This is a genomic window from Prevotella merdae (genome assembly GCF_900290275.1).
In the GTDB taxonomy this organism is placed as follows: domain Bacteria; phylum Bacteroidota; class Bacteroidia; order Bacteroidales; family Bacteroidaceae; genus Prevotella; species Prevotella merdae.
In genome coordinates this window covers 327,710-352,576 of the sequence record NZ_LT985325.1, presented here as the reverse complement: position 1 = coordinate 352,576, position 24,867 = coordinate 327,710, and the positions used below count along the sequence as shown (strand labels likewise).

General features: G+C 39.7%; 20 protein-coding genes. 2 read left to right on the top strand and 18 right to left on the bottom strand.

What is annotated here, in order from left to right:
* Positions 1-57 precede the first annotated feature (57 nt).
* Positions 58-1,467, top strand: a complete 1,410-nt coding sequence (locus tag C9991_RS13795) for a RagB/SusD family nutrient uptake outer membrane protein (protein ID WP_106813099.1) — start codon at positions 58-60, stop codon at positions 1,465-1,467.
* A 274-nt stretch (positions 1,468-1,741) separates the two neighbouring features.
* Complete coding sequence (locus C9991_RS13790; RefSeq protein WP_106813098.1) at positions 1,742-3,451, top strand: T9SS type A sorting domain-containing protein; 1,710 nt, start codon at positions 1,742-1,744, stop codon at positions 3,449-3,451.
* On the opposite strand, the gene C9991_RS13785 is transcribed toward C9991_RS13790, so the two are convergent.
* The 18 genes from C9991_RS13785 to C9991_RS13700 form a co-directional block, all read right to left on the bottom strand.
* The gene (locus C9991_RS13785; protein WP_106813097.1) at positions 3,444-4,319 is read right to left on the bottom strand and encodes an AraC family transcriptional regulator; all 876 of its coding nucleotides are present in this window, start codon (positions 4,317-4,319) and stop codon (positions 3,444-3,446) included. The genes C9991_RS13790 and C9991_RS13785 overlap by 8 nt on opposite strands.
* Before the next feature lie 110 nt (positions 4,320-4,429).
* Entirely contained in the window at positions 4,430-6,127 is a 1,698-nt protein-coding gene (locus C9991_RS13780; protein WP_106813096.1) for an efflux MFS transporter permease, read from the bottom strand.
* Complete coding sequence (locus tag C9991_RS13775; protein ID WP_198643821.1) at positions 6,127-7,263, bottom strand: HlyD family secretion protein; 1,137 nt, start codon at positions 7,261-7,263, stop codon at positions 6,127-6,129. Before C9991_RS13775 ends, C9991_RS13780 begins: the two co-directional genes overlap by 1 nt.
* Before the next feature lie 297 nt (positions 7,264-7,560).
* Positions 7,561-8,883: a TolC family protein gene (locus tag C9991_RS13770; RefSeq protein WP_106813095.1), complete on the bottom strand. Its 1,323-nt coding sequence runs from the start codon at positions 8,881-8,883 to the stop codon at positions 7,561-7,563.
* Between the two features lie 110 nt (positions 8,884-8,993).
* The gene (locus C9991_RS13765) at positions 8,994-11,642 is read right to left on the bottom strand and encodes a DEAD/DEAH box helicase (protein WP_106813094.1); all 2,649 of its coding nucleotides are present in this window, start codon (positions 11,640-11,642) and stop codon (positions 8,994-8,996) included.
* A gap of 282 nt (positions 11,643-11,924) precedes the next feature.
* Entirely contained in the window at positions 11,925-12,176 is a 252-nt protein-coding gene (locus C9991_RS13760; RefSeq protein WP_198643827.1) for an Rpn/YhgA-type helix-turn-helix domain-containing protein, read from the bottom strand.
* A gap of 52 nt (positions 12,177-12,228) precedes the next feature.
* Positions 12,229-12,636, bottom strand: coding sequence for a PIN domain-containing protein (locus C9991_RS13755; RefSeq protein ID WP_106813092.1), 408 nt, complete (start codon positions 12,634-12,636; stop codon positions 12,229-12,231).
* Entirely contained in the window at positions 12,633-12,950 is a 318-nt protein-coding gene (locus tag C9991_RS13750) for a hypothetical protein (RefSeq protein ID WP_106813091.1), read from the bottom strand. The genes C9991_RS13755 and C9991_RS13750 overlap by 4 nt, the downstream gene beginning before the upstream one ends.
* Before the next feature lie 284 nt (positions 12,951-13,234).
* Positions 13,235-13,675 carry a WbuC family cupin fold metalloprotein gene (locus C9991_RS13745; protein WP_106813090.1) on the bottom strand — a complete coding sequence of 147 codons (441 nt, stop codon included), beginning with the start codon at positions 13,673-13,675 and terminating at the stop codon, positions 13,235-13,237.
* A gap of 110 nt (positions 13,676-13,785) precedes the next feature.
* On the bottom strand, positions 13,786-14,463 hold the full coding sequence (locus tag C9991_RS13740; RefSeq protein ID WP_106813089.1) for a PIG-L deacetylase family protein: 678 nt from the start codon (positions 14,461-14,463) through the stop codon (positions 13,786-13,788).
* Positions 14,464-14,482: 19 nt separating this feature from the next.
* A complete protein-coding gene (locus C9991_RS13735; RefSeq protein WP_157949490.1) occupies positions 14,483-16,582 on the bottom strand; it encodes a hypothetical protein in 2,100 nt (699 codons plus the stop codon).
* Between the two features lies 1 nt (position 16,583).
* Positions 16,584-17,240: a sugar transferase gene (locus C9991_RS13730; RefSeq protein WP_106813087.1), complete on the bottom strand. Its 657-nt coding sequence runs from the start codon at positions 17,238-17,240 to the stop codon at positions 16,584-16,586.
* Positions 17,241-17,255: 15 nt separating this feature from the next.
* Positions 17,256-18,323, bottom strand: coding sequence for a nucleotidyltransferase family protein (locus C9991_RS13725; protein ID WP_106813086.1), 1,068 nt, complete (start codon positions 18,321-18,323; stop codon positions 17,256-17,258).
* Positions 18,323-19,207, bottom strand: coding sequence for an NAD-dependent epimerase/dehydratase family protein (locus tag C9991_RS13720; RefSeq protein ID WP_106813085.1), 885 nt, complete (start codon positions 19,205-19,207; stop codon positions 18,323-18,325). The genes C9991_RS13725 and C9991_RS13720 overlap by 1 nt, the downstream gene beginning before the upstream one ends.
* On the bottom strand, positions 19,207-20,322 hold the full coding sequence (locus C9991_RS13715; RefSeq protein ID WP_198643820.1) for a carboxylate--amine ligase: 1,116 nt from the start codon (positions 20,320-20,322) through the stop codon (positions 19,207-19,209). The genes C9991_RS13720 and C9991_RS13715 overlap by 1 nt, the downstream gene beginning before the upstream one ends.
* A gap of 81 nt (positions 20,323-20,403) precedes the next feature.
* Entirely contained in the window at positions 20,404-22,827 is a 2,424-nt protein-coding gene (locus C9991_RS13710) for a KAP family P-loop NTPase fold protein (RefSeq protein WP_157949488.1), read from the bottom strand.
* Positions 22,828-22,943: 116 nt separating this feature from the next.
* On the bottom strand, positions 22,944-23,810 hold the full coding sequence (locus C9991_RS13705; RefSeq protein ID WP_106813082.1) for a glycosyltransferase family 2 protein: 867 nt from the start codon (positions 23,808-23,810) through the stop codon (positions 22,944-22,946).
* An 11-nt stretch (positions 23,811-23,821) separates the two neighbouring features.
* Positions 23,822-24,766: a glycosyltransferase family 52 gene (locus C9991_RS13700; RefSeq protein WP_106813081.1), complete on the bottom strand. Its 945-nt coding sequence runs from the start codon at positions 24,764-24,766 to the stop codon at positions 23,822-23,824.
* Positions 24,767-24,867 lie beyond the last annotated feature (101 nt).

The following is a 24,867-nucleotide window of genomic DNA, read 5'->3' as shown; positions in this document are numbered from 1 at the left end:
AAAGGAAACGTGAGTTTGGAAAAGAAAGGGATATATAATTCTAAAAGATTGAACACAATGAAAAGAAAATATCTGATGGGCATCGCCATGCTCTTGGCTGCGTTGACACTTACCAGTTGCAACGACTTTCTCGACATCACCCCTACCGGAAAGGTTATAGCCAAGACAGGCAAGGAATATAGAGCCTTGCTAACATACGAATACAAGAACTTCCCTGAAGACCGTGGACTGTCTACATTGCGCAGCGACGAGATGACACTGAGCAAGGATGCAACATCATCAGAGGATTACGACTCATACTTTGACATATGGGCATGGAACGACCTCAAGCAACAAAGCACTACGGTGTCGTTTGGATGGCGTCGATACTATCACGCTATATATATAGCCAACTATATCATCGAGCATCAGACAAATATTACTGAGGCCACAAGCGACGAGATCAACCAGTTGGTGGGCGAGGCTTATATGATGAGAGCCTATTGCCACTTCCTTTTGGCTAACCTCTATGCCGAGCCTTATACACACTGCAATCCTGCTACAACACGTGGCATTCCTCTCTCTATGGTGGCTGATGTCAATGCTGTGCTGTCATGCAACAGTCTTGAGCAGGTATACCAGCAGGTGATAGACGACATAAACAATGCCAAGAAGTACCTTACTGTGGACACTTGGGACGAGGGCTTTACCTATCGATTTAATAAGATTTCGGCCGACGCACTATTGGCAAGAGTTTATCTATACAAGGGCGACTGGCAGAATGCATTGGCAGAAGCCAAGACAGTAATAGAGAAACATGGCACCTTGGAAGACCTTAATACATCTAAGGTTCTGCCTAACTACTACAAGTCGGTTGAGAGCATCGTTGCATTGGAGCAGGTTATGACCTCTGGATATATCAAGATTGGCGAACCCAACAAGGCGCTTATTGATACCTATCGCACTGGCGACAAGCGCAAGTCTCTATACTATAAGGCTATTACTGCCAGCGCATACAGCCTTACCAAGTATGGCGATAAGGGAAATGATGGATATCGTTGCAGCTTCCGTTCTGCCGAGGCTTACCTCATAGCTGCTGAGGCTGCTGCTAATCTGGCTGCTGATAACGCTGACGCTACAGACAATAACCTTAACGATGCACGCACATATCTCAAGGATCTTATGGTTAAGAGATATGCATCTGCCAAGTATAAAACATATGCCAAAGAACTTGACAATATGCAGAAGGCCGACTTGCTTAAGGCTATATACAACGAACGCACAGCAGAACTTGCTTTTGAGGGACATCGTTGGTTTGATCTTCGTCGCACCACTCGCCCTGCACTTAGCAAGAGCTATAAGGAAAAAAAGGGTGACGAAGAAATCGTACACAACTTTGAACTCAACGAGAACGACTCGCGTTATACACTCCGATTCCCGACCGAAGCTGTAGAGGCTAACCCCAATATCGAGAAGTGGAATAAATAACCGGAATAATCAGTACTCCAGTGCTTGACTTAAATTGGAGGGTGTATCAAAACTCAAACAATGCGGGCTGAAAGCCCAAATTGCTCCTGGCCCAGGGCAGCGCCGGGTAAACGGATATTATAATAATACGCCATGTAAGGGCAAAAGCATTCATTATCAACGCTTCTGCCCCTTCGGGGCGTACCACTTGAAACTTTTGACACACCCTCCATATATATAATAAGGTATAATATACATATATAATAAGGTATACAAACTAAAAAATTTTTAGCATATGAAGAAATTTACTTTTTCTGTTATGTTGGCATTGGCTACGATAGTTGCCAATGCAGAAGAGAATGCAGCTCCTACATGGACAGCCAACCTTGCTACAACAGAGCAGGTAGCCGACATGCAGCGTGGCTCAGCCATGACTATAGACAATGAGGGCAATGCCATTGTTACTGGTACTTATACTAAGGATATTGAGTTTGCAAGCAGCTATCTTGAGCCTATCGCAACAAGTGCTTTCATTGCTAAGTACGACAAGGCAGGAAACAAGAAGTGGGCTGCCGGATTGAAGGGTGCTGCCACCATTACAGCTGTCACCAACGATACTGAAGGCAATGTATATGCTGCAGGCGTGTTCGCCGATAAGGTTGAGATTCTCAACGGCAATGGCGACTCTAAGGAGATTATCAATGGTATGGATGGTAAGACTGCTCAGGTTTCTGCCTTCATCGTTAAGTACAACAAGGAAGGTGAGTATGTGGCTTCAAAGGTTGTAATTCCAGAACAGGCTCGTAATGACGAGGGATACGGCGATCCAAACCCTAACTTCATCCCTTCTAAACTAATAGCATCAAACGGAAAGGTTTATCTTGCCGCTTCTTTCCAAGGCAACGTCAATATTAACAACCTTGCTTTGGTTGGTCAGTACGGAAGTTTGTTTGGCATTTACACATGGGATGTTCCTACTTTAGCTATCGTTTCATTGTCAGCCAACTTTGACAATGCCGAGCTTGTAGCACAATTGGCTGCAACAGATATGGAGACAGAAGTGGGTTACGGAGCTGATGAAGCCAATTTCACAACTGATGGCTCTAAGGTATATGCTGCCTTCGTGGCTTATGGCAACGATCTCACTTTGAAGTCGGCTAACGATTCTAAGCAGATTACCGACTTGCTTAATAGTGTTACAGGCGAGGAGACCAAATACGAGCACGCCTATATCTTTGCTACTATCGAGAATGGCAACATCACAGCAACAAAGACATACCACTCTAAGATTGACAACAATCTGCGCGATGCCAAGTTCAATACTATTGACCAGATGACTTTATACAATGGCAATATCTACTTGGCTGGTACATTCAATGAGACTTTCCCGTTTGATAATACCAAGGCATACGTTGGTGGTTGCGATACTTATATTGCAAGTATTAAGGCAACCGACTTGTCTAAGAACTGGGCACTTACAAGTGGTTACGATGAGGGTGATGTAAACAAGAAGGCTGAGGTTGTAACTGGCATGGCTGTCTTTAATGGTGATGTGCAGCTTACTGGTTGGGCAGAACAAACAAGCGGACATGTTGTAGAAACTCCTCTCAACTTCTATATCGATATCGAAACTGTTCCTTCTGAGATGAAGGTTGAGGCTGGTACCGATGCTATCTTTGCCACCTCTGTAGCACACAACGATATTTATACTATCACTCAAAGTGACAACAAGGCTGACGAGAATCCTACAGAAGGCGTATATACATACAACTTCTACAAAGATGGAGAGGATACTGGTGTTAAGCAGCTCACTGCAAACGGCAACACTATTAGCTGGAACAACAACACCGTTACCCTCGCTAAGGCTGCCGATATCTACCTCTACACCGCAAGCGGCATGCTTGTAAAGAAGGCTAACAATGCATCTTCTATGTCGCTCGCTAATGTAGCAGCTGGCATCTATATGGTTAAGGCTGGCAATCAGACCATCAAGATTGTTAAGTAATCATTTCGCTCTGCCTATAATTCATAGGCGACATTCCCACTTGTTTCTTAAAGAATGTGCCGAAGGCTGATGCATTGGGAAAATTTAGATAATCGGCTATCTCCTTAATACTCTTATCTGTAGTAGAGATTAAGGAGATGGCCTTTTTTGTTATCGACTTGAACACAAGTTGCTGAACGCTGTTGCCCGACACCGACTTAACAAGCGAGGTCAAGTATTTTGGCGACAGGCACAACCTGTCGGCATAAAACCTCACCCCCCTCTCCTTTATATAATATTGGTCTATCAACTGCATCAGCTGCATATATGTCTCAAGTTTTCTACTTGGCGCATTATCCCCTTCCTTCGACATTTCATGGAATATGCTGCAAAGCCTATACGTAAGCGATAGCAATAGCAGTCTACGTTCGTTAGCGGCAAAGACATTACTGTATCGGTTGCCCACAGCCAATAGTTCTGAGTATTTTGTCAACTCATCCTCATGTCCTGTGTGCATCACCCAGCACGCCCTTGGATTAAGCATCTCTATGAATCGCATCCCGACAACGGTACTGCCAAGGATGTCGCGTATAGAATCTACGCGATAAAGAATAATAACCACAGAGCTGTCGGCACTGTGATCAATAACCGAAAAGTAAACATTGTGCGATATAAAAACAGTCTCGCCTTTGTTTACCACATATTCCACGTCCTCACAACTAAACTTAAACCTACCCGATGTGCACACTATAATGCCCACATCAGCAACGCGGAAGTTGTCAAAAAATATTTTCGGAAAAGACTGTATATTACCACACGAACAGCAGATGTCCTCATTGTTGGCCATCTGCTGTTCGAGTATATCTATGTCGTTATTGCTATTCTTCATTACTTTAGCCGTTTGTACGCGACAAATTTAGCAAAAATATATGGAATAACAAAAAATAAAAAAAACATACCGCCCCACCATATTGGAGGAGCGGTTGTAGTTGGGGCTTATTAATATTCTATATACCCTTCCCTCGTATCCTTAGATATGTCCCTCTTAGGCCAAGGCACTACAAGCATCAAGCCTGCAAGTATAAGGCATGCATATATTGTCCAACCCGACATCTCCTTTATAGCCGACAACGTTGCCTGTACCTGTACCTTGCCCTTAGCCGACATTGCAGCCATGTTCTGCGCTTCTGTCTCGCTCTTGCCTTGATACTGCATGCCACGGGCTGTCTGATCATAAGTCATGGCTGTCTCTATATTTGTACGGTCATAATCGTGGGCATATCGTGTTATATAATACTGCTGACGATATTGGAACACCGTCTGATACAATGCCGAACCAATGCCTGGTGCTATCACCATACGTACTGTTAGCATTATGCACACCCATGTAGACAGCAACTTGTACGGCATACGCTGGTTGGCATAAACAGCTATAAGCGAATATAGCAGCATCATTCCCGTTGCACGTATTACTACAGGCCACTTCATACGCTCCAACATTCCGGCTGTCTGCACCTCAAAGTACATAAACAGCGAGGCTGCTGCAATCAGTATAAAGCCAAGGGCAAAGAACCACTTAAAGTGAACTCCCTTATTGTTAAGGATGAGTATAGTTACCAATCCTATGAAGTAGCCCAGCAATACCCAATTGCCAAGAGCTGCCACCTGAATCTGGTCTGTCTTCATGCCCACACCAACAAATATGTTTACAAGCATCGAACTCGAGTTGCATATCATCAGTCCGATGAATAACAGTATACCTCCCTTAATGCTGCGCGACTTAAATACCTTAAGCATAAAGTATGGCGAACGGCGTGTCTTCTCCAGATATATAAATAATAAGGTGGAAACCACGCATATCACAGTAGCCCAACATATCAATGGAGAACTGTACCAGTCGTACACCTTGCCATATACAGCAACATATACAAACGAACAGCACATCAGACAGAACACTACCACATTGCCAAACTTAGAGAACGACAGTGGCGCACGCTTGGTAGGATACGGATTATAAGGCATGCAAACCAATGTTATCAGCAGCGCCACAAGTATGGCACCCAACATTGCATAGTACACCATCTGCCAATGATAGTTGTATGCAAACCATGCTGTTATCCACGTACCTATCTGTCCCAGCAACATAAAGAAGAAGTAGATAATAGGCTGACTCGCCTTCTTCTCTGTATCAAGTGCATCCCATCCTGCCTCATCCATTGGCTCATTGCCAGGCGTAACGTTGCGCGTTGCCTCTATACCAAAGCCATACTTGATAAGCGTGAAGAGATTGCACATCAGTAATGTCTGCCTTACAAAACCCATTATCAAGCTGTTGAGAGCAAGGATAAACAGGCTGTCTGTATTGGCACATATATAACTCTGTATGGCAAGCAAAGAGAAGCCTACCAAACTCATTAGCTTCTGACGTCGTACACTAACCAGTGAATAGAAGAATGGCGAGAATGCCGCCATACCTATTGACGTTACAAAGCTAATGAACGCAATATGTTCCGACTGGATGCCAAGCCCACCCACCATCTCACTACTGTTTACGGTGTAGGCACCGCTTACCGTCATGATAGGTATGAAAAGAATGACGAGAAAGGCAATGCCAAGAGGCTTTGGCACCCAGTTATAGAACGGAAAATTCTTAGGCAGATGCTCAGGCACCGCCGTATATATCTCTGCTTGTGTCATTACTTAAGTTGAGCCTTTACTACAACCATCATTCCGGCAGCCAACTTATCGTTGTCTTCCTTGGATATTCCCTCAAACTCTATGCGCACTGGCACACGCTGCTGAATCTTTACAAAGTTGCCAGCTGAGTTGTCTGTAGGTACAAGCGAGTATTTAGAGCCTGTAGCACCTGATATAGCTGTTATCTTGCCCTGAAACTCCTTACCCTCAAAAGCATCTACGGTCATTGTCACCTTCTGTCCTACATATAGCTTCTCCACTTGTGTCTCCTTATAGTTGGCAATAACCCACTTCTGTGTGTCAGGCATAATATATGTAATGGTCTGAGCAGCGTTAACCAATTGTCCTTCCTCCAATGCACGACGACCAAGTTTGCCATCGCAAGGAGCAGTAACTACACAATAAGACAGGTTAAGCTTTGCCATTTCCAAAGCAGCCTGCGCACGTTCTATTGCAGCAGCAGTATTCTTCTTGCGTGTCTGCACCTCGTTAACACCCGAGTATGCAGCCTTCTGCTGACGGCGCACAGCATCAAGTTTCTTCTTTGTGGCGTTATATTCAGTCTCAATCTGTTCAAGTTGAATAGGTGTAGCGGCATTACGTGCCACAAGATTCTGATATCGCTGACGGTCCTTGTCAAGCTTTGCAAGACGTATCTCAATCTCGGCAATCGAAGCCTCGTAAACAGTAGCCGATGTCTGTGTTGTCTGCAACGAAGCATCCACAACATTGGCACCTGCCATAGCGTCCTTAAGTGCAGCCTCAGCCTCCATCACACGTATACGATACTCACGATCGTCAAGAACAAGTAGTGTATCACCCTTCTTTACATCCTGATGTTCCTTGAAGTATATCTTCTTTATATATCCCGAGGCACGCATATTCACTGGCGAGATATACTGTTCCACTTGCGCGTCGTCGCTCTTCTCGTTGCTCTTATAGTCCATAAACATACAGCCTATCTTTACAATTCCCCATACAAGGATAGCCACACCAATCATACTCACAACCAATTGGCGTATGCGCTGGCGCTTAAGTTGCTTGGCAGTAAGCTCGTGTGTCGACTTATTGCCATTCTCACTGTTGTTTACCTCGTTGTTATTTATATTGTTTGTGTTGCTGTTATTTGTTTCCATTTTATTTAATTATATTGTTTTTATAATGCAATGCAACTTACAGTTTATATGCAATGTCAAAATGCTGTTTGTATAGTAGCGGAGGTCTTCAATTTCCGCAGCAAGCGGTGATGTCAAGATACTTTATAGCTTATCGTTTGATGCTGCGGAGGCCGGAGACCTCCGCTACTATAAAATACCAAATTGAATAATTCATAATCGCAGGCGAAGCCGAGAACAACTCCTAATTCGTAATTCCTAACTCCTAATTCAGAAAAACTCCTAATTCCTAACTCAAAATTCCTAATTCAGAAAAACTCACTTCGTGAGTTTTTTCAACTCTCCCGTCAGTTTCAGCAATGTCAAGTTCGACACCTGATAATTAAAATGAGCCGTTAGATAATTATTCTGAGCATCACTCATGCTCATTTCGTCCTGCAACACTTCAGTCATAGATGCAATACCCTCGCGATATCTGTCGCTTGTCACCTTATACACATCCTCAGCAAGCAGATAGTTGTCTCGTTGCTTGCTATAGTTGCGTTGGTTGTTTGCAAGGTCGTTAACAGCATTGGCATATTGAGTCTGCATACCCTTCAACGCATCCTCGTATTTCAATTTGGCATTGTCAATATCCACCTGCGCCTTTCTTATCTTCGAACGCTTCTCAAAACCGTCGAACACCGGAATACGCAATGATATACCTATACCGTTCGACTTATACCAATGGTTCGATTCACCCGAATGAAACCAGTTTTTAAATTCATCAGTAAATGCCGCATATGTCCAATTGCCCATCAACGCAAGCGTAGGCATATATCCATCCTTGGCAAGCTTCTTCTGTTTCTCTGCCAAACTCTGCTGAGTGCGCAAAAGCTGAAGCTCATACAGGTTCTCATTCAGTCCGGTAAGCGCAGCCATATCCGTCTTGTCTATGTCTGCCTTCTCCACAGCAATAGCTTGGTCGGCAGGATAGTCTATTACATACTTCAGCATATTATACTGTTGAGTAAGCATTGCCTTGGCATTGTCATACTGCACGCTAAGATTCTCAAGGTTCACGTTCACACGCTTCACATCCACACTAAGGGCCATGTCGTTATCATGGAAAGCCTGTGTAATATCGCGCAACTCCTCAAGGCGCTTGATATTGTCCTTGATAATGCCTATTTGCTCCTCAGTGTTCTGAGCAAGATAATACATCTTACTTATCTGCACTATCAAGTCCTCCTTTGCCTTCGCGTAAGAAAGATTGTTGATTTGGTCGAGTGTCTTGGAAATGTCCAAGGCAGTAAGAGCCGTCTGGCTATATAACGGCATTTGCAATTGGATACTTACCGACGAGTTATACTGCAACGTTTTAGTAACATTGTATGGCTTACCATAAGCCGAACCGTCAGTAACCGACACCGGAGGAGTGAAGTTATCGTTTAGCGCAGCACCGATATTAATCTGTGGCAATAGGCGCGAACGGTTCTCACTGATATTGTGCTTACCCTTAAGCACATTACCCTCATATGTCTTCAAGTTAAGATTTCTTTCAATGCCCATCTGTAGGCATCTACTCAACGACAACACTTCCTGCCCCATCGAATACGAGGCAAGAAGTGTCAAGGAAAATGTGAACAATATTCTTTTCATACCTTTATTTTTTTCGACTGCAAAGTTACGTATTTATAGCCGTTAAGGTATATTCATAAAATATCACAAGTTGTTCACATTTTCCCTTTGTCAATATTTAGCGTTAAAATCTATTTCTGTTGTTTCTTCAACTTAGGTGCATTCACACCGTCATAATACAATTCATACAATGTGGCATAGTCTTCCTCATCCATAGTCTTGCTCAGCAAGTAATGCTTGCCGTCAGCATAACGACGATGGATATAGAAATGGTTGCGCCATTCTCTTGATGATGGTTTCAGCAGAACATCGTTGCTGCCCAAGAAGCATATGTCCTTGCCCATCCTTATTTCTTTTCTTCTGTATTTTCTATTGTTATACGGACTCATCTCCACATATACGTCATCCATTTTCAGAAAATTCAAAAAACCTATGGTTACGAGTTCCGGTTTCTTTGCGAAACAAACTTTGTTTTCAAGGTATACCCAATATTCTTTGCCATTTTGAACAATATGCAAAATGACGTTGTCTAATAGTTCTGCAAAATCATACTCCTGTTCTGGGTTCTCAAATGGTTCAAACCATTTGGTGCGTACAATATATTTGCCATTCAGGTTCAGCACCACTCTTATATCATATGCCTGAGGATATATCTTGGCAAACACACCAACTGGTTTCCACTTGGTATACTCATACTCACGGCAATATGCCTGCTCGGTGCCATCAGCCCTATGCTCTATTCTTAGGTCAATCTCTTCAAAATCGGCCAACTGCCTTTCGCTGTATGCATAGGTGTATTTCATTTCTATTCTCGGTTCAAATAACCAGGTGTTTTCATTCACATCCTGTTCAAACCTCCTCATCTCTTCTGTCCATGCATCCTTTCTTGTCAGCCATACCTCCCTACTTACTGGATGCAACAAACACTCATTATCCTTTCTATAAGCCCATCCGCCAGAGTCATCCTCCCACAGTTGCATGTCGTCAATCTTCTCCTTATATATATATAGACGCTCAGGTTCAGAAGGCTGAATATAGAACGTGCGGAATTGCAGACCCTTTTCAATACCATTAGTCAAGGCATCCAGCATAACAAAACAATTCTCGTCCATCCTTCGAGTCTTCACTCTCGGATACAACATCCTTCCATCCGTTGTGCTAAAATCAAGAAAACCATATCTCACAATCTTAGGTCTTCTAACAAACCTCACACCATTCTTCAAGTCCATCCATGGACGTTCACGGTCAAACTTCTTTTTCGAGTACAATTTAGCCAATCCACGAGCCTTCAATTCCACCTTATTATATATATAAGGCAAAACCTCATTGCCGTCCTTGTCTATTACTCCCAACAGCCCCATTTCGTTCTTCTTCACCTCATAACCGTAAGCCTCATCCAGGTCCTTTCTCTGTCCCTCATGAGTCATAACGGTAATCAGTTCGGTCTGCTCGTTAGATATAATACATCTACTCTCGTCACGCAACGCATACGCCACACTATATCGTTCCTCAGCACTGGCAATGTTTCCCTTGCCAGCCAACTTCCCTTCAAACATAGCCTGCCAATCCCTATCATCCGACGGCATACCAAACAAGCGGTACAATCCCACATTGTCCAATATCAGGCAATATCTCTTACCCTCATACACACGCATGCCACGTCCTACTTGCTGCAAATACTTTGATAACGACAACGTAGGACGAGCCAATTGTATAAATTCCACATCAGGACAATCAAAGCCCTCACCAAACAAGTCAACGTTTACCAAAATCCTAATCGGAGAGTCTAATACCTGACAATTCGTATTCTTCAAAGAATCATTCGAGTTCCTAAACCTATCAATTATAGATTTCCGTTCCTCCGCAGGCGTCTTCGAACTAATCGCCACCGCATACAATCCCCGTTCCCTATAATACTCCGCAATATGCTCCGCATGTTTAATGTCAATAGCATACACAATACCCTTCTTGTCCTTGGCATATCTTATCGCAGTATCACAAAGCCGTTCAATGCTCGGTCTAACATCCAGCTTCTCACTCATTTCTCTCAACGAGAAATCTCCATCAGCCCCACGCTTAGTCAAACCAAACACAATCTGCTGATCCAAGCTATCCGCCTTAACAGACATATAGTCGTACAGCGACAACCATCCATCCGCAATAAACTTATTATACGACCACGACTGCAGCAGCACATCAAACAAGTCGGTAAAGCCATGCTTATTCAATCTGCAAGGTGTAGCAGTCAGTCCCAACTTCCTTGTCTCCGGATAAGCATCCATCACCTCCTTATATGTCTTAGCCACAGCATGATGAGCCTCATCAATAATAATCAATGACGGACGCTCATCCAATTCATGATAATGACGAGATAACCACTGGATGGAGAAAACCCGCAGAGGAAGTGAAAAGTGAAAAGTGAAAAGTGAAGAATCCGATGGTTTAAGTGAAGAGGGAAAAGTGAAAAGTGAAGAATCCGTAGGAAGTGAAAAGTGAAGAGGGAAAAGTGAAGAATCCAATTGCTTTGCAAGTGTTTCCTTTATCTGTTCCACCAATTCCCTTCTATGCACCACAATCCACACACATGGATTTTTCACTTTTAACTTTTCACTTTTCTCTTCACTTGCTTTTAACTTTTCACTTTTCACTACTTCTGCAAGAAGTATCGTCTTTCCAGTACCAGTTGGCATCTGTACCATCACGGACCGATACGACTTGAAAGCCGTCTCAATCCGTTCTATCATTTCTCTTTGATAATCGTATAGCTGAATATTCTTCATCTTTTTCTGAATAAGTGATAGCAACTAAGTGGACTGGGAGCGGGGACGCCCTCGTCCCCGACTGAATCAAAACTCAACATCACCCTTTATACGTTTGTCTGCATACTTCTTGCTCACACCAACATAGTTGGTTAAATGAAACACCAACTTTATAGACACCCATGCAAGTGCCTATTATTAATGAATAAAAAAAATAAAAGATTAGAACCCCATCGCAGTATCGCTCTGCACTATGCCGCCACTCGGATGAGGCAAATATAATTTTGAATTGTCTTTGAAAACTTAAAACTTAGCAATTTCTTCCTGTGAAAGGCCTGTTGCTTTCATTATAGAGCCAATAGGCATTCCCATTTCAAGAAGATTTTTAGCTATCTCTATAGCTTTATCTTTTTTACCTTTTTCTTCTGCACTATCCAAAAAAATCTTTATGTCGCGATAAGCCTTAAAACTGTCCTTATTGGGTTTAGTGCCAAAGATTCGTTTGAAACCAAAATCGGTAAGCAAACTTATATTTCGTTCTTCTGTGTGTCGCATAAATATATCATTCCTAAATAAAGTTCTATTTGAATACATAGTTCAAATAACTTTAAAATAGAGTTTCAAACAATTCACTCACTGTATATATGGGTAAAGAGGAGTTACTAAAATCCTTTTTATTACGCGTTACAATACAATCCGCATTAGCAATAATCGCTGTTTTATTTTGAGTAGCATCTTCATAATCTTTCCAATCTGACGACAGCATTTCAACTACAGTACGCCCTTTCAAATCAATAACTTCTATAAATTCCGAGACAGCAAGCAATGTCTCTGTAACACTTTTATAGTCATACTTATGAGCCACATACATAGCCGTAACATACGAAAGAGCAGAGGTCATGAGCTGCATATCCTCCACACATCCTAATGCAAATAGGCGCTCTGCATCATCTACAAAATTTGTCCTACTACAAACAAAATCTATTAAAATGTTTGTGTCTACAAAAATCTTCATAACTGATATTTTTTTTCAATCAATGCGTCCAGTCCGCTCTCATCTGCAGGTACCGGTCTGCCACCCTTACCTGAAAGCATTTTCATACGTGCCAAAGCATTTTTATATTCTACACTTTCCGTTATCTTCCCATTCTTAAAACGAGAAATGTTGGAAGACAAGTGATGATTGTTTTCTTCAGAGCCTTCCAATGCCGGAGTTTCTGCCAATGATTGCGACAATAAAGTAATCAACGTTATTTTATCCTCCTTTGCCCAATTCTTCACTTCATTCCAAATTGGAGTGTTCTGTATATTGTTATTTGTCAGTATCATAATAAATCCTCCTAATTTTATTAATTATAAAGAGATGTATATACCTATCTTATGCAAAGATAGTGCAAATCGAATGCAGAATATCAAGCTTGCTTGAATATTATGCTGAGGTGCAGCCTATCTTATGCAAAGATATACATTATTTGCGAGACAGAAATGATTTAAGCCATAAAATACCTATTATTTTGAATTCTTATTAAGGATATCCCTTGTAAGTTTTGCAAAGCACATACCTACTTTACCTTATTCTTAGCCAAGAATAATTCAAAAATCAAAACTCAACATCACCCTTTATACGCCCCATCCTTAGCCTCAAATATCACGCTCGGCTCAATTACTTCCACTGTATGCCATGCCCCTTTAGCTATCTGGCATCCATACTTTGCTTCCGCTGGGCAAAGACGAATGCGTTGCACCTCACGATATTCCACTTTGCGTGCAACATCCTGCGAATCCATACCCATAGGCATAGCGTCGGATGAAGCATTCTCGTATGTCACTACCTCCTCATATATCACTTCGTCCAATTTGCCACACAAGCAGATTACCGACTCTGTTGTGTCTTCATGTCTGTGAATAGGAACAACCGTCCCTGGCAACAGCGCATTAAGCATACGCTGGCTGGTATCAGACGATGAAGTGCGCAAGTCATAGTTCTGACGCAAACGAGGATTCTCCTTAGCCTGCTCAAATAATTTATCAAGCAATTCCTTGTTTATTTCCATAACCTATATATTCCTTCTCTATAATCTATCATTGGGCATTCGCTTCGCCCTCCTTGGAACAAAGAGGTAGAAGCAGAATGCCCAAATAGCCTTTAATAATTTCATGCTAATTAATATCTGCGCAACACAACTTGGAATGCTTCAGCATAGTTGCATCCCCATTGACTTCCGCGCATAGCAGCCAAGCCTGTGATATACTCTACACTTCGAGGATGAGGATAAGGACGCATTACGCCACGATACATAGAAAGAGCCTTGCACTTAGCCTGTATTCCGTTCTGACCTACCTCCACATAACAGTTAGGACGGAACAGATTCATAGCATCGTTGATAGCCCATTCTGAGCATGACGGTACTTCCATATACCAAAACTCCTTCACAGGCTTCACTGTCGGTTGACGCTGGAACAAACGTATAGCCTCCTGACAAGCCATTGAGGTTTGCAAGTGGTCATTGTTCGTGTCTGCAGGATGATGAGTAATCACAATGTCAGGCTCGCTCTCACGGATAGCACTCTCAATGAACTGCACCAATTTCAAGTGCGGCACAGTATTCATCTCGATATTCGGGAATGTAGCCTCATACTTCTTGCTCACACCAACATAGTTAGTTGCAGCATCCGTATCACCTTCCAACTCTGCATCCGAAGGACGAAATGCTCTTGCCTTTGCCTCCGTACACATAATTGCAACATCCACCTCGTCACCTTCATGGCTCCATTTCCACATTGATGCACCAGCTCCGAGAACTTCGTCATCGGGGTGGGCTACTACTAATAAGTATTTCATTTGATTTTTATGATTTATTCTATTTTTCATGTCTTTTGTTAAACTGATCTAGCGTTTTTATAGCGTCTTCATTAATAGGATTGTCTTTTACAATAGACTCAAAAATGTCTCTCGCTACATCTATTTGACCAAATAATTCTGTCATTAGACCGACTCCCAATGCTTCATGAATATCAAATCTGGTTCTATAAAAACAGTTACTATTCCATAATTCAAGAAATACATTATGGCTTTGTCTTCGCTCTTTTTCCAAAATAGCCAACCAATAAAGTAACAACAGATAATGTTTTGTTTGAAGATATTTTATACATATCTCGCGCACACTATCGTCTGTGAGCTTTATGTAGGTAAAGTACTTTTCAAGGAATATGGAAATCTCACGTTCTAAAAACTCCGTATAATGTGTTTCGTAACTTCTGTAATAGCTATATTCTGTGTCATGAAACCATCTTTGATTCATCATAAGCAATAAAGCAAGCGTTTCCGTAACGTTATTTAGTGACTTGCAATAGTTCACGAATTGTTCATTTACTTCATGTGCTCTGTTTCGTTTTACAAAACATGACCTCGTTTTTTCTACTGTCTTATGAAGGTAAGCCAATGTAGCATATCCTGTTAAGACGGGTATTCTCTTCATAACCAAAGAGTCTAGATAGTGGTCAATATCATATTGTTTATCCTCAACACAGATGCTTGAAAGCACCCATAACAGATGAATTTTGTTGGATTTTTCTATTCCTTTGTTATCCAGCATGGCAAGTATGCTATGCTGCAATCTTTCAGGATATCCACGCTTTGCATTGCATAAAGCGTTTATTATGGTAGATAATTCTACTTCTGGAATATATGCCTGACTAAGTCTATCTGTAATGGCATCTATGATTTCATTATACTCTGCTTCATTTAATGACATCAAACATTGGTTTAATTTGTCTATCGCTTCATCAAACCATTGGTCATGTCTCCTTATGGAACGAAACATAGCCTTTACGTTCAAAGTTGTCTTATGCTCCGACACAAACTTCTCACCATAATAGTTCTCTACGTTCGGAAACGACTCAATCTGCGCATCATATATTCTTGTTCTATTTGGAATGGCGATTGCTTTTAACAAAAACACATTGTTGCAGATATAGTTGAACATATCAAGCATCTTTATGTATACTTCGTATAATGCCTTAACATCAAATCTATCCAACTCAGTTTCTATTTTCACTATATCACTCTTCTCGTCCAAATGAGCGCAAGCGTGATCCCGAACAATTCGATTCTTCTTTATAAAATCATCTACATGATATAAGTTCTCAAACTTATCAAAAGCAGTTTCTAATTCCGCCTTGTTGTCTTTTGCTGTTATTAAACCCAGAAACAATTTGTCAAATCCTTTTTCGTATTGTACTGCATTGGTATTTATGTCTGTGCGTGTGATGAGGTTGTCGTGGAAATTATACACAGTACACACAAATAGTCTCTTGAACAGATTTGCAACAAACTTGTCTATGTAATCCCCACATGCAAGCGCATAGCTCACCTTGACCATCTGTTCGATGCTTCTTAGGTATTGACCTTTACCTTGGGCTTCAGAACATGAAATGAGTCCGCCTTTATTTATTCCAAACAAGTCCAAAACCCCATTAGTTATATATGCTTTGTCATCGGAATATAGATTCCTCAGAATCCCTACAACTTTGTCTCTGTCTTCATCGTTGTTTAGCTTGGTATCTTTGACCTCCGTTCCAACACGTTTCTCCTGAAATTCAAAGATTTGGTCTATTAGACACAATGTGTTGGCATAGTCTATTTCCTTAAATATTTTCACACTTCCAAACAAATCCACACTTGTAGAGGGAGATTGAAAATGTGCCCCCAGTTTATCCCTCCCCTTGCGAAGACCATCATTATACGAACATAATATGTTCTCATAATCAGAACGGATTTTGTCGCTTTTGGGTATCGTATTCCCCCATATCTTCATAATGTCGTCAACCCTGACCATCGCATAAATAGCCAGTATACGGGAACAGAAATCATCAGCTTCCTTCGTTTTAAGGATTTCCTTGATGATTAGAAGTTCGTTACAGCAGAGATTGACTTTTGAAAATGAATCGTTTATTCTCATATTAGTGAACTTTTTGAGCATACCCCACCAACTTATCATGCATCCACTGTGGATACTTTCCGCAAGCTGTATATAGGATAGCAATGACAGTCCAGATAATCAGTTTGATATCACCAAAGAACGAAGCATGCTTAACATAATACACGTCAAGTTTCAAGCGAATGGGCAACACTTTCTCGTTGTATTCCTGCTCGTCGGGGAATTGGTCTCCATAAATATAATCCCACAGACTTGACTGTGACGTTAAGCCACAAGGCACAGTTGCAGCAATAGCATTCGCTCCACCACGAGTGATATCCACTTGATCAACAGCAGCAGGGCGCGGACCAACAATCGACATAGTACCATTCAATATGTTCATCAACTGAGGTAACTCATCAATCTTCAGTCTTCGCATAATCTTACCCCACCAGAATATGCGGTCCTGGTCAGGACGCAGCGAAGCCTCATTAGCCCCTCTTGCCACACGCATGGAGCGGAACTTCCACATCCTAAACTTCTTATTGTCCTTACCCACACGATTGGCGAAGTAGAACAAAGGTCCAGGGTCACTCAGTTCCGTAAGGATAATGGAAACAATCCAAATCGGTGAAGTACCCACAATGCCAAGGAAGGCACATACAAAGTCAAAAATACGTTTAAAGAATTTATAAATCATGATTATAGTTTTCTATTATGAATATCCTTTTGTCTTTCTCCACACAAAATGACAAGGTTTCCATATGGGAGCCCACAACACTTCGCTTGGAGCAAACTTAAAGAACACAAAGTTTCTCTTTACATTATGCAGATACACATCCATTCTGCTCTTTCTGTCTACATGTTGGTAGCGTTTGTCATACTTCCCGAAGTTTCCTGCTAGTTCTATCTCTGCCAGCAGACGTCTTCCTGTCTTTCCATCTGGTTTACACAACAAGAACTCCGGTTCCAGTCCAAACATCTGCTGTTCCACATACATCACAGCCTCAGCAAACTTAGCCAATCCCAAGTGCCTCATTTCCTCAAACACTTGCCCACGTTGCTCCTTATCCAGACTCTTTAATATGTAATAATAGTCAAGCAACTGTCGCAATCCTATTCCCTCATGCAACACATGATGAAAGATATGCATCAACGAATACACAGCATTGAAGTCGGGCGTTGGACAAGCAAAACCTACCGACTCATTATAGTTGGCAAACTGTCTGTCTCCACACTTTTTGAAAAACTTTTTGTATCTTCGATAAACAAAAGGACTGTAAGTAAAACTCGGAATAAAATGAATCTCTGTAGGCGTATCCTTAAAAATCTCCACGTCAGCATGGTGAATAACAGTATCTCCAACCTTCCATCTTGCTTTCAACGTCTTGTAAATATCATCTCTGTTTCCTTCCACCCATAAGTCAATGTCTCCACATTGGCGTCGCAACGGATTAGGATAAAGCCTTGCAACCCCTTGTCCCTTCAGCACACAGCTGCGCAAGCCTAATTCATTAAAGACTTTGGTAATCTCCTTGCATCTTGCATTAAGCAGTCGGTTTCTATTCTCCAAAGCTAATACCTGGCTAATCCATTGCATCAAGAATTTTGGCTTGTCTTCCCCAGAAGCAATAACCTTTTCAACGCCATCCAGCAATATGCCACCAATAGCCTGTCTTTGTGCTTCCGTGTAAAGTGAGATCCAATCCGCTTCGTTCAATCTGCGAGAGAAACCATCTCGTTTCCCTAATGATATCAGTATGAGTTCTTTAAATAGAGTCATTATTTCATCCTCTTGTTTGCATCAGAAATCTCCAAACCTTTAAGCGATTCCTCAAAACTTACAATCTGGTAATCGAAGTCATACTTACTCATCTCTGGTTCGTAGTAGCTGCTTGCAAACATCTTAGGCAACTGTGGCAGGAAGAAAGAGCCGAGCCAAACGAAAGGATTAAACAGTCTGCTAATCCAAATCTTATGGTTATACTTCTTTGCAAAGTATCTCACTATCTCTACCGTATCAGCCAATTCAGCATTTTGCGGATAGAACGTACCACCAAGTTCACGATCTATTACCTGCTTTACAAATTCCGCCAAATTGTCTATAAACAACATAGAGCGTTTGTTGTGCCATGCAGGGAATATAGGAGTTTTGGTAGCAAGCCATCCCAAACGCAAGAAGTTTCCTTTGGAATTAGGACCATATATCATGCAAGGACGCAGGTTAGCCACTTTAAACGTGTCGCAAGCCAATTCATTCAAGCCATTCTCAGCTTGCAGCTTACTGTCGCCATAAAAATCATTCGGATTAGGTTTTGTGTCACGCTTAGTCACATCACCCTTCAATGACTTACTTGCATGATAAACAATTCTTGACGACATAAACACAAATTGTTTCACTCCACATTCCTTTGCGTGCTTGGCTATCTCAATAGTCAAGTCACGGTTCACCTTATAATATAAAGGTGCCATTTCAGGCTTCGGGTCAACATGCGCAATGCCTGCCACATGAAACACAGCGTCATACTTTGAAAAATCAGCCTGTTTCCATACACCATTCATCGTGTCAACCGTGTCCACTTTATAATTATTCGGATCACGCATCAACCATCGTTCTATCGATGTACCAACAAAACTGTTGGCACCTGTTATCAATATCTTTTTCATTATCCTTTTAATTTTGCTTTTCTAAACTCAGGGTTTAAATACTTCACTACTCCAGCAAACATTCCTGCCAACATAGGCAATGGATCATTCCATGCACCGTCATGATAGCTGACGTCCTTACCAAAGAACTTAAACCAAGAAGGTTTAAACTTAAATCTGTCAGGAGAGAACAAGAACCACATTACGTCCAATCCCATCCATCTTACTTGTTTACCTGTCTTGTATTCAAAATTAGGCATTGGTTCATCAAACAAATCTGCCATGAATATACGCCCAAAGTCCATTTCTGCAGCAAAAGCAGCCTGGAAACTTGAAGGCACACGAGGATTTATCTCTATAATCTTCAGCTCACCGCTATGCTTATCCTCCAATACATCAAAGTCGGCAAAGCCAACCCAACCAAGCTTATTAAGCACCTCCTCGCATTCTTTCAAAAGGAAAGGATGCTCCACTGTTTCACTATAGCAGCTTGTTCCACCCTTCAACGGAAAGAATCTTCTAATCTTAATGATTGTCTGTCCTACAATGCGTCCTCGCTTGTCGCGATACATCATCACATTATAGTAATAGTCTGGTTGGTCGACATATTGTTGCAAAGTACAAGCACCAAACTGTTTGTATATGTCCAGGAACTTTTCTTCCAGTTCCTTCATATTATCCACTCTCACAATACCTTTTGCTCCTTGCGAGAGATTGGGCTTTATCATTGCCGGGAAACCAACATAATCGGCAGTAGGCTTTAAGTCCTGGGGATTCAGCTCACGTGTCTTCGGATGTGATAAGTTATACTTCTCACACAACTCCATGAGTTTTTGCTTGTCATTTGCTATGTTGAATACATCAAACGACGGTATGGCGCAAATCACCCCCATAGCTTTGATACGCTCCTTGTTCTTGCTTAAGAACTCCGCTCCATCATCAGCCAATGGAATAATTGCATCCACTTTGTTTGCTTTGATATAAGCAAACAGAAACTTCTCAAACTCATTTCTTTGCAACGTAACATCTGGTGATACATGTTTTTCACTCAGCCACTTCGTTGCATATCCGCTCGTCATCTTATGATTGCAGAATCCAACGACACGATGTCCTTGCTTGCGCAATGAACGAGCCATACAGATGGCTTGTACACCTTCTGCATTGATTAACAAAATGTTTCTTTTTAGTGACATTATATCTATATCAAATTTTTAATATTAGTGTTTACACGTCTTGCTACATGCTTTATCAGCAAAACAATTATCGCGATATTGCTTGAACTTACTATCACTACCAAATATATCTTCTACTTTCTTATTTGCCGAATCTATTTCCTCTTGCCGAATCATGTCGGTAAATGGATCATCCTCATCAGTAATATCATAATTAAAATATTCATCGAACTCTTTATATTTAGTACTTCTATGATCTTTGAAATAATCAAGAATAGAGTTCCATATCAAACACTCTATATCACTATACATGTAATTTTCAAATTTATCCACGTAATGATATTTAATATTTGATTTATTGTATATCTTATACAACATAGAGTTTGGATAAATAATCTGAATAGCATCTGGCTTTTCTTTCTCAGCCCACTTTAAGAAATTATCGGACATCAGCTGCTTTACTTTCGTTATATTATCATTTTGTTCTTTAATATCTCTAATCGTATCATATACGTTTCTTAATATGTATGCTACATTATATCCACAATATTCAGAGAGAAATTCTTTATAATATGCTAAAAACAATTTTGTCCATTTACCATTATCTTTTCTAATAATTTCCTCATCACAGACAAAATGATATAATATCCGATGCACTTCATTATCCTTCTCATACTTAAACAATGCACACAACAATCTGATAATTCTTTGGTATAGACTCAAATCAAGTTCAGCATTATCATTATTGCTTATTAAAAAGAGAAGAGAATTCAAATCATAATTGTCTTCAGCTTTTTCGTTTTCAAAGAAGCTTTTAAGAACTGCATCATAATCCACACCTTCACCATTAAGTAATTTAACAAGGTCGAACTTATAGAATTTTCTTTTTTCCAAACCTAAAGAGAAGTAACGTGAATAATTATTTGTATAAACGATAGACATACTCAACTCATCCCTATCCTCTTCTCGAAAAAGATAGTTCAACACATCAAACACTTTCTTTGAAGTATAAGGGGTATCAGCATAATCTGGCTCAAATTGTTTCTTAAAAGCATTATCTAAAATCAGTTGCTTTTTATCTCCTTTACTTAACTGAAAAATAGTATCTACCTGTTTTGACAACCTCATGTAGAAATTGAAGTCAGCATACCTAATTAGCTCCAACCAAAATAAATCCTGAATAGAGATTTCGTTCTTCAGATTTTCTTGGGCATACGCAACATGTACAGCCAACTGCTTGGCAAACCTCTCAATCTCTCTATAATTGGTAAGAATAGCAACTATTGTTCTTGTGCCTTTTTTATTCTTTCCAACTGTATTCATTATAGACAAAACAACATTTTCGTCTACCATCTTCTCTAAGTCAGAATATAACATAGAAATCAGTTCATACCCCATAACTTTAGGCAACATCACTTCCACATTAATAATCTTCTCCAAATACAAATCGGGATTAGAGATTCCTTTGTTCTTCAGCTGTTTGATAACATAATCCTTGTCATAGGTTACTAAGAAAATCAGATTTGGAAGATTGGCAGTATTCCTTATCAATCGCAATACCTCAAACAGTTCATTACTATCTAATCGGTCGATATCATCAATTGCTACAACTATCTTACTGTCTATATCTTTCAGCTTATCTGCTATCTTACTCTTGAATACATTGGAGTCCTCCTCACTATACCAAACAGCCAAACTACGAAACAAAGCAAGCCACGGATCCATTCTGTTGATTGACAACAACTGCCTTGCATACTTTGCTATAGTACCACTCAAGAATGGGTTTATTTGTGATGAAACCTCTTTACGAAACAACAAGAAGAAATCTTCAATTATCTTTTCAGGAGAATTGCTGTTCCATGGCATAAACTCTATATACAATACTTTCCTACCAAATTCCTTCTTCAAGGCTTCCAAACAGGTTGTTTTGCCCGAGCCCCAAACACCAGCTATTCCAAGCGAAAAAGCTTCTTCATGCATTTTAGTTCTAAGCAGTCTGTCAACAATTCCTTTTGCAAACTTATCAATAGTATTACTTTCTTCTAAACAATGTTTTGTAACAAAGCCCTTACCATTATTCGCAAACTCAATCTTTTGAAATCTGCTTTTACACACCCCATATCCGTAAGAAAAGAAAGAACCTATACCCAATAAATAAAGAGCAAACCTCCAATACTGTTTATAGTTAAGAACATCAGGAATTAAATCAGGTAACAACCAATAATCATCCGTTATCACCAAGAAAGCTATTCCATATATAAGGAGTTGTATAAAGAATGATTTCGCACTGCTCTTATACGAATAGAAAGCCATCCGTCCTAAACAGAAACTCAATGCTATCGCTATAATTACAGAAAACAGCACAGAGTCCATCATTCTCTTATACAACAACCCTAATGCATTTCCTATCCATATATTTGTTAGCCAAGCATTAATATCTGCTTGGAATATTTGAAAGATAAAGCCCACAAAAGATGTCACTATAAGACATCTAATGTTATACTTTAATTTAAATCTAATACTAATCTTATGAACAATGGAAGAAAATTTTCTTATAAGATGATAATTCTTACTATAAAACATTTCTAACCCTTTAAATCACCCGTATCTTCAAATGGTTTATTATATTTCATTTGCTCATATATTTTTGCATCTACAAGCAGACGATACCAGCAGCTATACATAAATGTATAAATGAAACCTTCCTTTCCATCAAGAAAACGCATTTCCTTGAAAAAGGTAAGAAAAAATAGTAATATTGCACGAAGGAATATGGGCATTTTATAATAGACTCCAAATTTTTTATATCTAGTAGAGTTTATTCCATTATCATTTCCTTCAATACTCGCTTTCTTGCCATTTTTAAATTCGAAATAGTCCTGCATTTCACGTGTAGCATACCAATTCAATTTATTAATCCAAAAAGTCATGTTCTTAAAGTCATAGTGTAGAAATCTCTCATGTGCCATAATTGATGTACCACTACTTAGAATAGTATGCTCATCCATCTTACGGTCTTCAATTCTACCTATACCCGTTTTAAACAGCATCAACTTATGCTTTGCTTTTTTGTTATGTGCAAGTTTTTTACCCATAAAATAAAGCCATGCACACATGGTTATACCATTAACATCATCTGTTTCATGTTCGGTCATTAATGAGGACAATTCTTCACACAATGCAGGTGTTAACCTTTCATCAGCATCAAGACGGAAGGTCCATTTAGTAGTGATATTAGTATTGTCAAGCCCCCAATTAAACTGACGAGCATAATTCTCAAACTTGTGCTCATAAAAATCCGCACCATATTTTAAAGCTATCTCTTTGGTTTTATCTGTACTATAGCTATCCACTACAACACAACGACTGGCAAAACCTTTAACAGATTCCAAACAGTCTCCCAAATTAAGTTCTTCATTTTTTGTAAGAATAAGAATAGTTACATCTTTCATGTTTTTATTTTTTATGTTAGATTAATTTGAACTATATTATCAGCATACTTATACATTATATTATCTTTTGGAAGCTCTTTTACATTTGGTATTTGTACCATCACGCTTTTACATTTTGGATTCACAATCTTTGATGAATATAGAATCGTTGAAGATACTGAATAAAATTCCATATCATACATTGAAGCGAGTACCTCAAAAGTACATTTGATAAGTCCTATATCTAACTTCTTACAATTAATCATCTCGTTAGCATCTGACATTGTATGAGGAACATAATAGTCTATATCATATTTTTTAATAACCTTATTTATAGATTTATTATATTGTTCTAATGTTATACTGTTTCCTGTATAAGAATGATATAAAGGTTGACCAACAAATATCTTTTTTCCTTGTAAATTTGGAATTTCGCCAAGTTTTGACTTGAATAAATCTATTGCTATTCTCAACTGACATTTTTCACCAAAAAAATATTCAGCTATTTTTGGTTTCAACAAATAAGTTTTTATAATTTTAGACGTAACATCAATTTGTTTAATTCCAAATAATTGCATAAGAAATCTTTTAGGAATACTATCTGGTTCTTTGAATTTATAATAATTCATATAGCCATCCTCAATTAATATAGATTGTCTACATCTCTTATACGAAAGAATGTATTTATTAGAAACCAAAGAAATATTCGATAATACTACAGTGTCAAAATTTATTTTAGGCAATAAAAACTTCAAATCTAATAAGGTTTGTAATATTCCCAATGATCCACTCCTTGGTGTAATACAATGTACCTCATCAAATAAATCCTGCATAGGATAATTTGATAGTGCTAATTTTTGGGTTATAACAATTAATGATTTGCGACTACTTCTTTTCCATTCTGGTAATGAAATGGCATAATATATATCATTATACTTTTTAGCTATTACCAAAATTTTTATTTCCTTATTTTCCATTTATTTTGATTTTAGTAAATATTACTCTAACCATATTAAGTTCTAAAGATAACATAATTATCAAAAACAACAGATATTCATGTCATTGCCAAAATTGCACA

Coding starts and splice junctions, on each gene's coding strand:
- C9991_RS13745 (WP_106813090.1), bottom strand. CDS start 13,675: ATGGAAATAAACAAGGAATTGCTTGATAAATTATTTGAGCAGGCTAAG.
- C9991_RS13760 (WP_198643827.1), bottom strand. CDS start 12,176: ATGCGACACACAGAAGAACGAAATATAAGTTTGCTTACCGATTTTGGT.
- C9991_RS13700 (WP_106813081.1), bottom strand. CDS start 24,766: ATGGAAAATAAGGAAATAAAAATTTTGGTAATAGCTAAAAAGTATAAT.
- C9991_RS13770 (WP_106813095.1), bottom strand. CDS start 8,883: ATGAAAAGAATATTGTTCACATTTTCCTTGACACTTCTTGCCTCGTAT.
- C9991_RS13730 (WP_106813087.1), bottom strand. CDS start 17,240: ATGATTTATAAATTCTTTAAACGTATTTTTGACTTTGTATGTGCCTTC.
- C9991_RS13740 (WP_106813089.1), bottom strand. CDS start 14,463: ATGAAATACTTATTAGTAGTAGCCCACCCCGATGACGAAGTTCTCGGA.
- C9991_RS13780 (WP_106813096.1), bottom strand. CDS start 6,127: ATGACACAAGCAGAGATATATACGGCGGTGCCTGAGCATCTGCCTAAG.
- C9991_RS13795 (WP_106813099.1), top strand. CDS start 58: ATGAAAAGAAAATATCTGATGGGCATCGCCATGCTCTTGGCTGCGTTG.
- C9991_RS13775 (WP_198643821.1), bottom strand. CDS start 7,263: ATGGAAACAAATAACAGCAACACAAACAATATAAATAACAACGAGGTA.
- C9991_RS13790 (WP_106813098.1), top strand. CDS start 1,742: ATGAAGAAATTTACTTTTTCTGTTATGTTGGCATTGGCTACGATAGTT.
- C9991_RS13735 (WP_157949490.1), bottom strand. CDS start 16,582: ATGAGAATAAACGATTCATTTTCAAAAGTCAATCTCTGCTGTAACGAA.
- C9991_RS13715 (WP_198643820.1), bottom strand. CDS start 20,322: ATGGCTCGTTCATTGCGCAAGCAAGGACATCGTGTCGTTGGATTCTGC.
- C9991_RS13725 (WP_106813086.1), bottom strand. CDS start 18,323: ATGACTCTATTTAAAGAACTCATACTGATATCATTAGGGAAACGAGAT.
- C9991_RS13720 (WP_106813085.1), bottom strand. CDS start 19,207: ATGAAAAAGATATTGATAACAGGTGCCAACAGTTTTGTTGGTACATCG.
- C9991_RS13705 (WP_106813082.1), bottom strand. CDS start 23,810: ATGAAAGATGTAACTATTCTTATTCTTACAAAAAATGAAGAACTTAAT.
- C9991_RS13765 (WP_106813094.1), bottom strand. CDS start 11,642: ATGAAGAATATTCAGCTATACGATTATCAAAGAGAAATGATAGAACGG.
- C9991_RS13785 (WP_106813097.1), bottom strand. CDS start 4,319: ATGAAGAATAGCAATAACGACATAGATATACTCGAACAGCAGATGGCC.
- C9991_RS13750 (WP_106813091.1), bottom strand. CDS start 12,950: ATGATACTGACAAATAACAATATACAGAACACTCCAATTTGGAATGAA.
- C9991_RS13755 (WP_106813092.1), bottom strand. CDS start 12,636: ATGAAGATTTTTGTAGACACAAACATTTTAATAGATTTTGTTTGTAGT.